This is a genomic window from Mycobacterium sp. NAZ190054 (assembly GCF_001545925.1).
Classification (GTDB): Bacteria; Actinomycetota; Actinomycetes; order Mycobacteriales; family Mycobacteriaceae; genus Mycobacterium.
Map to the genome: position 1 here is coordinate 1 of NZ_LMVQ01000109.1, position 10,811 is coordinate 10,811.

The 10,811-nt window shown below is 69.5% G+C and carries 12 protein-coding genes; 5 read left to right on the plus strand and 7 right to left on the minus strand.

Annotated elements, in window-relative coordinates; genetic code table 11:
* Window positions 1-380 precede the first annotated feature (380 nt).
* Complete coding sequence (locus ASJ79_RS09495) at window positions 381-1,829, plus strand: hypothetical protein (RefSeq protein ID WP_067954501.1); 1,449 nt, start codon at window positions 381-383, stop codon at window positions 1,827-1,829.
* Between the two features lie 96 nt (window positions 1,830-1,925).
* Here ASJ79_RS09495 and ASJ79_RS09500 read toward each other — a convergent pair whose 3' ends face one another.
* The 3 genes from ASJ79_RS09500 to ASJ79_RS09510 all read right to left on the minus strand — a co-directional run bounded on the left by ASJ79_RS09500 (window position 1,926) and on the right by ASJ79_RS09510 (window position 6,661).
* Window positions 1,926-4,040, minus strand: coding sequence for a glycogen debranching N-terminal domain-containing protein (locus tag ASJ79_RS09500; RefSeq protein WP_156448358.1), 2,115 nt, complete (start codon window positions 4,038-4,040; stop codon window positions 1,926-1,928).
* Window positions 4,040-5,221: a glycosyltransferase family 4 protein gene (locus tag ASJ79_RS09505; protein WP_082753745.1), complete on the minus strand. Its 1,182-nt coding sequence runs from the start codon at window positions 5,219-5,221 to the stop codon at window positions 4,040-4,042. The genes ASJ79_RS09500 and ASJ79_RS09505 overlap by 1 nt, the downstream gene beginning before the upstream one ends.
* Before the next feature lie 102 nt (window positions 5,222-5,323).
* A complete protein-coding gene (locus ASJ79_RS09510; protein ID WP_067954505.1) occupies window positions 5,324-6,661 on the minus strand; it encodes a PLP-dependent aminotransferase family protein in 1,338 nt (445 codons plus the stop codon).
* A 150-nt stretch (window positions 6,662-6,811) separates the two neighbouring features.
* Between ASJ79_RS09510 and ASJ79_RS09515 the strand changes: the two genes are divergently transcribed.
* Both ASJ79_RS09515 and ASJ79_RS09520 read left to right on the plus strand, forming a co-directional pair.
* Entirely contained in the window at window positions 6,812-7,210 is a 399-nt protein-coding gene (locus ASJ79_RS09515) for a PaaI family thioesterase (RefSeq protein WP_067954515.1), read from the plus strand.
* A 25-nt stretch (window positions 7,211-7,235) separates the two neighbouring features.
* Window positions 7,236-7,547, plus strand: a complete 312-nt coding sequence (locus ASJ79_RS09520; protein ID WP_067954507.1) for a GNAT family N-acetyltransferase — start codon at window positions 7,236-7,238, stop codon at window positions 7,545-7,547.
* 3 nt (window positions 7,548-7,550) lie between these two features.
* Here ASJ79_RS09520 and ASJ79_RS09525 read toward each other — a convergent pair whose 3' ends face one another.
* Window positions 7,551-8,324: a DUF427 domain-containing protein gene (locus ASJ79_RS09525; RefSeq protein ID WP_067954509.1), complete on the minus strand. Its 774-nt coding sequence runs from the start codon at window positions 8,322-8,324 to the stop codon at window positions 7,551-7,553.
* A gap of 52 nt (window positions 8,325-8,376) precedes the next feature.
* On the opposite strand from ASJ79_RS09525, the gene ASJ79_RS09530 reads away from it, so the two are divergent.
* Window positions 8,377-9,708 carry a ClC family H(+)/Cl(-) exchange transporter gene (locus tag ASJ79_RS09530; protein ID WP_067954511.1) on the plus strand — a complete coding sequence of 444 codons (1,332 nt, stop codon included), beginning with the start codon at window positions 8,377-8,379 and terminating at the stop codon, window positions 9,706-9,708.
* On the opposite strand, the gene ASJ79_RS33110 is transcribed toward ASJ79_RS09530, so the two are convergent.
* From ASJ79_RS33110 to ASJ79_RS09540, 3 genes are all read right to left on the minus strand, one after another.
* Window positions 9,687-9,836 (minus strand): hypothetical protein, encoded by a 150-nt coding sequence (locus ASJ79_RS33110; protein ID WP_197420149.1) that lies wholly within the window; start codon window positions 9,834-9,836, stop codon window positions 9,687-9,689. The genes ASJ79_RS09530 and ASJ79_RS33110 overlap by 22 nt on opposite strands.
* 61 nt (window positions 9,837-9,897) lie before the next feature.
* Window positions 9,898-10,299: a hypothetical protein gene (locus tag ASJ79_RS09535; protein ID WP_067954513.1), complete on the minus strand. Its 402-nt coding sequence runs from the start codon at window positions 10,297-10,299 to the stop codon at window positions 9,898-9,900.
* A 67-nt stretch (window positions 10,300-10,366) separates the two neighbouring features.
* A complete protein-coding gene (locus tag ASJ79_RS09540) occupies window positions 10,367-10,684 on the minus strand; it encodes a hypothetical protein (RefSeq protein ID WP_231750799.1) in 318 nt (105 codons plus the stop codon).
* Here ASJ79_RS09540 and rplD point away from each other — a divergent pair.
* Window positions 10,569-10,811, plus strand: a 243-nt coding sequence (rplD, locus tag ASJ79_RS34985; RefSeq protein WP_369803637.1) for a 50S ribosomal protein L4, incomplete at its 3' end; no start/stop codon positions are given. The two genes, ASJ79_RS09540 and rplD, sit on opposite strands and share 116 nt — an antisense overlap.

The following is a 10,811-nucleotide window of genomic DNA, read 5'->3' on the forward strand; positions in this document are numbered from 1 at the left end:
GACAAACAGGCCGCCGCCGAACCCATCGCCGAACAACGTCAAATCGCCTAACATTCACCACGACTCGTTGATCACCACGCGTGCACCCACGCCGATCCGAAGTCCACCACCCCAAGGGGCACTATCGTCGACAAGCGGTCTGAGCGCGGCGTTGCCGAACTCCGGCATGGCATCGGATGAAGATTGCTAGATCTGCAAAACAGTTCACAGTAAACTCCCACCAAATTTGTCTTGACCTGCGTCTAGGCGCGATCTTGAAACCTATTTTCGGTTTTCCTCCCGAGATTGCTGTGATCTTGGCTCGCGGTCGTTATCTTCAGCTCTGTCGTCAAGAGTTCTTGCTCTCAGGGTGAGGCTGTCGCAGAAATCAAAGGGGGGTCATGCCTTACTTCGGCTCGTTCGTCACCGCAGGCGTGGCGCTGGTGGGGGCCGGCGCCATCGTCGTCGCCCCGGTCACGCCACCGACCGCGCAGATGAGGACCGTCGGCATGCCGGTGAACCTCAGCGCCGCGACCACCGCAGAGGTCTGCGGCGATGCCGCCGTGGCGCTGTGTGGACCGTCCGGTTCCGCGCAGCCCGCCACGGCGGGCACCGCGGTCGCCGCGGCGCCGAGCATCTTCAACATCCCGGCGAATCTGTTCATCGCGCTGGCCAACATCCCGTACAACTTCTTCAATGCCCTGGGTCAGGGCGACGTGAACCTCGGCGACCTGACCGACAGCCAGTTCAGCTTCGTCAACTCCCGAAACGGCATCGATCTGAACCAGACCGGCGTGGTCGGGCTGACGGCGGACCTCGAATATGGCGGCAGCTGGTGGGTGTATCACCCGTTCAACGTGCTGGGCACCGACCCGGCCGATATCGCCCGCTACCAGGCACTGGTCAATGTGCTGCTGCCGTTCCCCGCATTGTCGGTGGGGCTGGGCAACATCCTGGCGGCAGTGGCCGCCTCGCAGCTCCCGATGAACGTGGGGTGCACCGGGACCAACGTCGGAGCGTGCGATCGTCCCGACCAGATCCTGTCGACGATGTTCGACCTGCGCCACATCGTCGCTCTCTTCTCGCCCGGGGGTTACACCTTCCCGGAGGTGCGGAATCCGATCACCTGCAGTCCGGATGGGTTGTGCGACATCAAGGATCCCGACGGGGTGACCGAGCCCTGGTCGCAGCAGAACTCTGCGCTCAACATCTTCACGCCGTTCCAGAACTTCTTCGACGCCCTCACCGAGACACCGGATTTCAGCCAGATCAGATTCCCGACCCTGGACATGATCGTGAACACCATCACGAACTTGATCCGGGGGTTGAACACCGCGTTCAATCCCTTCGTGCTGGGCACCCAGTGTGGCTTGTGCTCCCTGTTCGTTCCGGTCCCGCCGGGCGTCACGCGGCCCGGTTCGACCAATCCGGATACGCGGATCCAGGGCGTGCCGGGCACCGAGAACGCGACGACCGATGATGTGACAACCGAATCGACGGATGAGAACGAACCGGGTCAGACCGAGGCGGCCACTTCTCCACGCCAGCGCCAGCTTTCGCGTCAGGAATCAGCCGACGAGCCGAAAGCTGCGGTGGATTCCGAGGAGTCGTCGACGGACGACTACGACGAGACGTCACCGCCGACCGACGACGTGCGGAGGGGACACGTCGACGGCAGCGGTGACGCGCCGCCGCGGACCTTCGCCGACGACGAGGAGGGTTCGGCGAAGGTCCGCGACGGCGGCAACACCGAGGGCCGCGATGGCGGCGACACGAAGGGCCGCGACGGCGGTGACACGAAGGGCCGCGACGGAGGTGACACCGCCGGGAAGGACCGGGAGGCTGCCTGACCGCAGGGGCGCACCAACGTCGCCGAACAGCTCGAACTGCGGCTCGACCGCTCTGAAGGAGACGTGGTGTCAGTCCCTTGGCCCGGTCGATGCGGGTCAATCGACCACGAGCGACCAGGTGTCCGGCAATCCGCTGACTTTGGCGGCCTGCCCTTCGGCGTCGAGGCACACCGTGGTGTCCCCGAACGTCAGGTCGGTCAGGGTGACCCTGCCCCAGCTCGCGGGCAGACGCGGTGACACCGTGAGCCGACGCTTGGGCACGTCGGGTTGCAGACCCAGGAAGCTGCGCACGAGCAGCAGCGGGGCCGCGCTGGCCCACGCCTGCGGTGAGCACGACGTCGGGTACGGCACCGGGACACCGAACTGTGCGCGGGGGAAGCCGCAGTACAGTTCGGGCAGCCGGCCACCGAATGACGCTGCGGCATCGACGATTCCGGTGGCCAGGTGCTCGGCGAGCGCCACCGCGCCGGGCAGGTGCCGGTAGCGCAACAGCCCCGCCACCGTGATCGCGGTGTCGTGCGGCCACACCGACCCGTTGTGATAGCTCATCGGGTTGTAGGCGCCCATCGTGGTGGCCAGGGTGCGCAGCCCGAACCCGGTGTCCATGGCCTCGTCCGACAGCCGCTCGACCAGCGCCGCGGCGTGCTCGTCGGACGCGATGCCTGCCCACAGGCAGTGCCCCACGTTGCTGGTCAACGCGTCGACGGGGCGTTTGTCACGGTCCAGCGCCACGGCGTAGTACCCGCGATCCGGGAGCCAGAACTGCGTCAGGAACTTGTCGCGGAACTCCCCGGCCTCGGTGCGGAGCCGGTCGGCGGTGGCGCTGTCGCCGAGGCCGTCGGCCAGCTCGGCGCGGGACAGCAGTGCGGCGTAGTGGTAGGCCTGCACTTCGCACAGCGCGATCGGCGGGTCCGCGAGTCGTCCGGCGGCGTCGTTGATGCCGTCGAAGCTGTCCTTCCAGCCCTGGTTGATCAATCCGCGGTCGGTGGCGCGCTGGTACTCGATGAAGCCGTCGCCGTCGCGATCGCCGTGCTCGAACGCCCACCGCAGCGCGGCGTCGGCCGCGGGCAGCAGGCCGAGCACGGCCTCGTCGTCGACACCCCACCGTCGGCTCTCCGCCAGCAGGACCACGAAAAGCGGTGTGGCGTCCACTGATCCGTAGTACACGTTGCCGCCGAGGATGTCGCCGCTGTCCGGGCCGCGGCGGATCTCGTGCATGATCCGGCCGGGCTCTTCCTCGGTGATCGGGTCGATCCGCCGGCCCTGGGTGTCCGCCAGTTGCTGCAGCGTGCCCAGGGACAGCGCCACCTCCAGCGGTAGCGCCATCCATGCCGTGAGCAGGCTGTCACGCCCGAACAGCGTCATGAACCACGGTGCACCCGCCGCCACGAACGAGCGGCGGGTGCCGCGTTCGTCGTGCATGAGCAGTGCGCCGAGATCACTCTCGGTCTGCTGCAGCACCGCGGTCAGCTCCGGGTGGTCGGTGCCGATGGTGGTGGCGCTGTTGCGCCACCGTTCGATCTTGCGGCCCGGGCCGCTGCGCTCGGGACGCTGCCCACGCTGAAATCTGGTGCTGAGCTTGTGATTTCCCCACGTCGGCTGTGCGACGATCTCGGTCTGCCACACCTGAGCGGGTTCGATCACCGTCCGCCAGGTCAGCGTGCCCGGGGAGATGATCGGATCGGCCGACGCGGTGAGTACCACACCCCGCATGGACTCACCGCGTTCCCGCAGTATCAGCTCGCCGTCGCCGACCGACATCTCGGCGGCGTTGCCCGAAACCCGGCCCTCCTTCACCGCGAACAGGTCGGCGAAGTCGCCGTCGACGTGGAGTACCAGCGTCACCACGGTGGACTCCCGGTCGAGGTTGTGCACGGTGACGACCTCGCGCATGCCGTCGGCCACCAGGCGTTCCCGGGTGATCAGCAGCGTGCTGTCCGCGCGGCCCGGCGCTGGTGCGCGACGCGAGATGAACTGTCCGGTAAAGGCTTCGGAGGTCTGCACGGTCAACGGCTCCGGAGCGGCCCCGTCGAGGCGCAGTTCCCACCGGGACAGGATGCGCGCATCGCGGAAGAACAGGCCGTGGGACCGGTTCGCGATGTCACCGTGGCTGTCCGACAGGCAGAACGTGCCGCCCTCGACCAGTGTCACGGTGTCACCGCCGCCGGTGTGTGCCGGCGCACCGGCGTTCAGCACGCCGGAGCCCGCCATCATGCGTGAGCCTCCGAACGCGCGGACGTGCGGTCCCGAGCCGGGGCCGCAGACGCGGCCGCCCGGCGGCGCCAGCGGGGTGCCCGCCGGCGTGTGCGGCGGCGGTCGGCGACCTCGTAGTAGATCTGTTCGTAACCCGCACCGAACTGCGCGACAGTGAAATTCGACGCCACGTGCCGCCGGCACGCCGCCGGATCCAGCGCCCGCGAGGCCTCGATCGCCGTCGGCAACGCGTCGGGATCATCGCAGATGACGCCGGTGACACCGTCGTCGATCACCTCGGGCACGGCCCCGCCCCGCAACGCCACCACCGGTGTGCCGCACGCCATGGCCTCGATCATCACCATCCCGAACGGCTCCTCCCACTGCACCGGGAACAGCACGCACCGGGCGTTGGCGAGCAGGCGGCGTTTGCTGGTCGCGTCCGCCTCGCCGAACACCGTGTCCGAATCGGTCAGCAACGGCGCGACCCGCTCCTCGAAATACGCTTTCTCCGAAGGCTCGTCGCACTTTCCGGCCAGCACCAGCGGCACGCCGGCGCGGTGGGCCGCCTCCAACGCCAGGTGTGCCCCCTTGTACGGCGCGTAGCGGCCGAGGAACAGCGCATAGTCCTGCTTCTCGGCCTGGAACGGCCAGTCCTCGATCCGCAGTGCGTTGTGCACCCGGCCGACCCAGTTGAGGTCCGGTGCCAGTTGGCGCTGGCGGTCGCTGATCGCGATCAGGCCGGCGTCGCCGCCCAGGGCCCGGTAGTAGGGGAGGAGGTCGTCGTCGATGGGTCCGTGCACGGTGACCACGGTGGGCAGACCGAGCGCGGAGTAGATCGCGGCGTTGAGCGGTCCGGCCAGGGTGTGGTCGTGCACGACGTCGATGCCGTCCTCGACGGCGAGCTTGGTGATGGCGCGGCGGACCTTCAAGGCGTGCATGACTTCCGGATACGGTTCACCCAGCCGATCGTTGAGGGTGCGCTCCCACACCGGGAGGAAATCGGCGGCGGTCCCCGGTTCACCGGCCCCAATCAGGGTGACCCGATGGCCGCGAGCCACGAGCGCGTCGGCGAGGTCCCCGACGACGGCCTCGGTGCCGCCGTAGCCCTTGGGGGGCACGTCGAAGTACGGGGGCGCGATGAGCGCGATACGCAGGGGTTCGATCGTGGAATCGCTGACGATGTCAGTGCCGCTCACCAATGTCTCCTTCCAGCCGAGCAAGCATTAGCACTCTCATCCGACGAGTGCCAATTATGGCAAAGCCGGCAAAGGTTGCAACCCGGGGCGGGGGCAGCGGCGTCACGCGAGCGGCAGGTGTTGGCGTATGCGGCAGGCGATTTCACCGAGTGCATGGGTCAGGTCGGCTTCGGGCGGCGTGGCCAGCGCGAGCCGCAGCGCGTTCGGGACGCTCTTGGTCGTCGCGAAGGCGTCCGCGGTCGACACCAGGATTCCGGCCTCGGCGAGTTGGCGGGCGACGACGTCACTGCGTGCTTCCTCCGGCAGCGACAGCCACCCGATGTACGAACCCGGATGCCCGTGATAGCCCAGCGCGGCGAGTTCGGTACGCGCCAGGTGCTGCCGGTGCCGGGCATCGGCACGCCGCGCCGCCTCCAGTTGTTCGACCGTGCCGTCGGCCAGCCAGCGGGTGGCCAGCGCGACCGCGATCGTCGACGTGCCCCAACTGCTCGCGCGCAGTGCCCGGATCAGTGCGCCGCGCCGACGCTGCGGGGTCACCACGAACCCGAAGCGGATGCCGGGCGCCAGACTCTTCGACACCGAGCCGACATAGAACGTGCGCTCCGGGGCCAGCGCCGCGATCGGCGTGTGGCCGGGCTCGAGGAACGCGTAGACGCCGTCCTCGACGACCGCGAGGTCGTGGCGCAGCGCCAGCGCGGCCAGCCGCTCGCGCTCGGCCGCGCCCAGCACGAAGCCGAGCGGATTGTGAAGTGTCGGAGTGCAGTACAGCGCCGACACCGGTCGTCGCGCGCAGAGGCGCTCGAGGTGGTCCAGGTCCATCCCCGAGTGGTCGACCGGCACCGGCGCCAGTTCCAGCCGTCGCGCCGCGGCGATGAGTTTGACGCCGGGATAGGTGAGCGCGTCCACCGCCACGATCGATCCCGGGGTGGCGACCGTGCCGAGGACGGCGTCGAGGCCCTGCTGGCCGCCGGCGGTCAGCACGACGTTCTGGGGCGGGACGTCGATGCCGTGGCCGAGCAGATAGGTGGCCACCGCGGCCTGCCCGCGTGTGCGACCGCCGGGCGGTTCCTGCATCAGCAGCGCCGAGAGATCCCCCTCGGCGGCGAGCTCGCGCAGCGCGCGCCGCAACTGTTCGCCCTGCGCCGGCGCGAGCGGTTGGTTGAACGACAGGTCCGCGACGCGGCCCGCCGGTGTCCGGCGCGTCGGCTCCAGACCGGCGAACCCGCTGACGTCGCGCACGAAGGTGCCGCGGCCGGGTTCGCCGACGACCAGGCCGGCGTCGGTGAGCACGCGATACACCTTGGTCGCCGTGGCCACCGCGATGCCGTGCTTCTCGGCGAGCGCGCGGTGGGTCGGCAGCCGCGTCCCGGCGGGCAGCGCGCCGGCGCGGATCTGCGCGGCGATGTCGTCGGCGACCTCGGTGTGGCGGTGTATGCGCACCGGGCACCCACCTTGTCTGTAGGACAATTCTTTGATTGCACTATGCCAGCTACCTACCGTCGAGCCATGTCGAAGCCCCCCACCCTGCCCGTGTTGGAGTTCCTGAAGCAGCTGGTCAGCGGAGAAGTGGACGCCGCCGCCGAGATCCACATGCGGTATCCGACCGCGATCTCGGAGCTTCTGCGCTTCGACATCGAGTCCGTCGGCGCCGGCACCGCGTCGGTGCGCGTCAGAACCGATCCGGCTTGGCACGGCAACCAGCAGGGCACCGTGCACGGCGGTTTCCTCGTCGAGCTGGCCGACGCCGCGATCGGCACGGCGCACTCCACGCTGATGCAGCCCGGCGAGACGTTCACCAGCATCGACATCCGCGCGGCGTTCCTGCGTCCGGTGTGGTCGGACACCCTGACCGCGACCGCGTGGGCTCCGCACCGTGGCAACACGATCACCCATTACTGCTGCGACGTGGTGCGCGCGGACGGCAAGGTCGCCGCGACCGTCACCAGCACGGTGATGACGCTGCGCGGCGACGCGGCCAGGGGCCGGTGACCGGCACCGGACCTATCGTGGAGTGATGAGCAACGAGACGCCGCCCGACCGCACCGGAGCCCCCACCACCGTCACCCGGGAGGCCGGACGCTTCGTGATCGAGGTGGACGGCCGCAAGGTCGGGCTCGCCGACTTCCACGACCGTGACGGCCGCCGGATCTTCCCGCACACCGAAGTTCTCCCGCAGTTCCAAGGGCGCGGCCTGGCAACGATTCTCGTCGCCGAAGCGCTACGGGAGACCAAGGCAGAGGGCCTGCGCGTCGTCCCGACCTGCTGGATGGTCGCCGAATACGTCGACCGGCACCCGGAGTACGCGGACATCGCCGACCGGGCGTGAGCCCTAACCGAACATGGTCCGGGGCCGCTCCAGACGCACACCGTCGACCGTGATGTCGACCTTCTCGTTGTAGAACCCGATCAGCCCCGCGATCGCGCCGACCGCCGGCACGGGGTAGGTGTAGGTCCAGGCGAGGTCGCGGTGCAGTCCTGTGCCGGTCCGCACCGACCAGTAGGCCGAGGTGGTGCCCTTGTACGGACACACCGTCTGGGTGTCCGAGCGCTCCAGATGCTCGAACACCACATCGGTGCGGTCGATGTAATACCTTGTCGGCAAACTGGTTTCGAACAGCAGAATCGGACTGCGGGTATCGGCCAGCGGCACGCCGTCCAATTCGACCGCGACGTGGCGGTGTGAGCGCAGCGCATCCACCCGCGCATACGGGTTGCGCGGATGCTTGTAGATCGGCTCGTCCTCCTCGAACCACGTCAGCGCGTCCCACTCGAACTTCACCAACCCGGCGACCGGGCCGTCCCCGTCGTCGAAGACGCGTGCCGCCCCGTCGACCGTTGTGCCGCCGGCCACCAGCGAGAACAACCGGGACGGACCGAACTGCACCCGCTGGGCGTGTCCGTCGTCGCGCAGCAATTCGGTGCGCACATCACGCAGCGGGATGTAGTACTGCGGGTAATACGGGATCTCCCAGACATAACGTGCTGCGCCGGTGTCGAAGACCAACTCGGTGCCGAGATAGCCGCGGACGCGCCGCGGCACCGGTTCGACCCGGCCCCGGTGTCCGGCAGGCTGCGGGTAGTCGGGTGTGTCTGGAGTGCTCACGGTGCCCCCTCGGTCGGTGAAATACGCCCTCCCGTCGATTCTGCGCGCAAAGATGGACGTCGTGGATCGCGACGCAGGGCAGGAGACGAACTCGCTGTCCCGCCCCGTGGTTCTCGGCGCGGCGGCGATCGCCGGCGGGCTCGTCGTCGGGGTGGTGGGCGGCGCATTCCGCTGGTGCCTGCAGGCCGCCGAACGCATCCGCGTCGATCTGGTCGCGTGGGCGCACCAACTGCCGGGACCGGGCTGGCTGATACCGCTGACCGCGGTGGCCGCCTGCGCCGCGGTCGCCGCGCTGATCGTGCGCTGGGAACCGCTGGCGGTCGGCAGCGGCATCCCGCACGTCGAGGCGGTCTTCCTCGGTCGGGCGCCGGCGCCGCGCCTGCGGGTCGTCCCCGCCCGGTTCGCCGGCGGGGTCCTGGCCATCGGCTCCGGGCTCGTCCTCGGCCGCGAAGGCCCCACCGTGCACATGGGAGCTGCGATCGGAGCGCAGACCGCGCGGCGGACCCGGCTGCCCGAGGGGGAAGCCAGGACGATGCAGGCGGCGCTGAGCGGAGCCGGCCTCGCCGTCGCGTTCAACGCCCCGCTGGCGGGTGTGCTGTTCACCCTCGAAGAGGTCACGAAATCCTGGCGGCCACAGACCGTACTGGTGTCGGTGTTCGCGGCGGCGGCAGCGGTCGGCGGATCCCGGCTGCTGTTGGGCGACGACCCCGATTTCAGGGTGGGGCCGGTCGCCCCTCCCGATTTCGCCTGGCTCCCTTTGTTCCTCGTGTTCGGCGTGGGGACAGGACTGCTCGGGGCGGTCTACAACGTCGTGGTGCTGTGGGCGCTCGACCACCTCGGTGCGCTCCGCCGGGTGCCGGCTCCGGCGACGGCGGCCGCGATCGGCGCGGCCGTCGGGCTGCTGCTCTGGGTGGCGCCGTTGACCGTCGGCGACGGGGACACGCTGACCCAGATGCTGCTCGACGGGCACGATCTCGTCCTGCCGGCCGTCGTGGGACTGCTCGTGGTCCGGTTCCTGACCGGGCCGGTGTGCTACTCGGCGGCGGTGCCCGGCGGGCTCTTCGCGCCGCTGCTGGCCGTCGGCGCGCTCTGGGGAACGCTGTTCCTGGGGTGTTTCGACGCGTTATGGCCGCAGAACACAACGCATCTGGCGATCCCGCTGGTGCTGGCGGGGATGACGGCCTTCTTCGGTGCGACGGTACGGGCACCGTTGACCGGCTTCGTCATCGTGGTGGAGATGACGGCGACGACCTCGGCGGCGCTTCCCATGTTGATCGCCACCGCCGCGGCCGTGATGACCGCCAACGCCGTCGGATCCCGTCCCATCTACGACGACCTGCGGGAGCGGATGGCGGCCGGGCGTCAGTACTCGTCCGGGATCTGACGGTAGGTCTGTCCCCGCGCCGGCGCGTCCGGGTCGTCGTCCTGGTGGTCCAACTTGTCCTGCAGGTCGCGCTGCTCCTCGGTGGCCTTGCCGGCGTCTTCCGGGGTGGCGGCGTTGTCGGGTTCCATGAGGCAGGGATTGTCCGATCGGCCGGTGACGAAACCCCGACCGTTCCTGCTATCCGACATCTCACCGGTGCACCGGCGCGGCGGCCGGGGAGAACAGCCATGCCGTGAGCCAGAACGTGACCGCGGCGGCGGCCAGCGAACCGGGGATGTGCAGGGCCAGGGTCGCGCTCTCGCCGAGCGCGGCCTGGACGAACGAGTACCCCAGCAGGGCGCCCGCCAGCGCGGCGGCCCACCAGCCCTTCCCGCGTGCGTAGGCCAATCCGGCCAGCGCCACCAACAGCCCACCCGAGACCACGTGCAGCCCGATCGCGGCGGTACCGTGCACGTCCTCGAGTTGGTGACTCTGGACGAGCTCGCCGGCGGTGCCGAACAACACGGCGACCGCGGCGACGGTGAGCACCGCGAACGCCCGTGAGGCCAGCAGCCACGGACGCGGTGACGGACGGTTGTCGGCTGACGGCATGACTGTCCTCTCAGCGCGCGGGACCTGGTCGCTCCAGTAAACCGCGACAGCCGGCCACAAGCTCGCCTCACGCGCGGTTCGGGTCAGGTCTCGTCGCATCTGTCCGGCTCGCGGCGGCTTCGAGAACGTCGGCGTCGCGCACTGCCGAGATCCTGACGCGGTCGACGAGACCGGCCCCGACGTGGATGTCGATGACCGCGAACGGGTGGCCGCCGGGGGCGATGAGGTAGATCTCGCGGCCGTTGACGCGCATCGGCACGCTGCAGCGGATGCGCTCGGCGAACAGTCGCGTCTCGTCGGCGACCGCGCGGGCCCCGGACACCACGGTCGCGGTGCCCGCGGGCAGCAGCGCGGGATCGGCGACGCGCACACACCCCGGTGCCATCAGCGAGCGGACCCCGAAGAAGATGATCCGCGCCGCACTGCGTGGCGCGCTGTCGGACCGGGCCCGCAACGACCGGATCCACGCGGTCACCGAGATCGTCGAGGGTCAGACCCCGTCGACCAAGAGC

What these genes read in the sequence shown, in the direction of transcription:
- ASJ79_RS09535 (WP_067954513.1), bottom strand. Translation starts at nt 10,299, where the DNA reads ATGCCGTCAGCCGACAACCGTCCGTCACCGCGTCCGTGGCTGCTGGCC.
- ASJ79_RS33110 (WP_197420149.1), bottom strand. Translation starts at nt 9,836, where the DNA reads ATGGAACCCGACAACGCCGCCACCCCGGAAGACGCCGGCAAGGCCACC.
- ASJ79_RS09540 (WP_231750799.1), bottom strand. Translation starts at nt 10,684, where the DNA reads ATGGCACCGGGGTGTGTGCGCGTCGCCGATCCCGCGCTGCTGCCCGCG.
- ASJ79_RS09495 (WP_067954501.1), top strand. Translation starts at nt 381, where the DNA reads ATGCCTTACTTCGGCTCGTTCGTCACCGCAGGCGTGGCGCTGGTGGGG.
- ASJ79_RS09500 (WP_156448358.1), bottom strand. Translation starts at nt 4,040, where the DNA reads ATGGCGGGCTCCGGCGTGCTGAACGCCGGTGCGCCGGCACACACCGGC.
- ASJ79_RS09520 (WP_067954507.1), top strand. Translation starts at nt 7,236, where the DNA reads ATGAGCAACGAGACGCCGCCCGACCGCACCGGAGCCCCCACCACCGTC.
- ASJ79_RS09515 (WP_067954515.1), top strand. Translation starts at nt 6,812, where the DNA reads ATGCGGTATCCGACCGCGATCTCGGAGCTTCTGCGCTTCGACATCGAG.
- ASJ79_RS09530 (WP_067954511.1), top strand. Translation starts at nt 8,377, where the DNA reads ATGGACGTCGTGGATCGCGACGCAGGGCAGGAGACGAACTCGCTGTCC.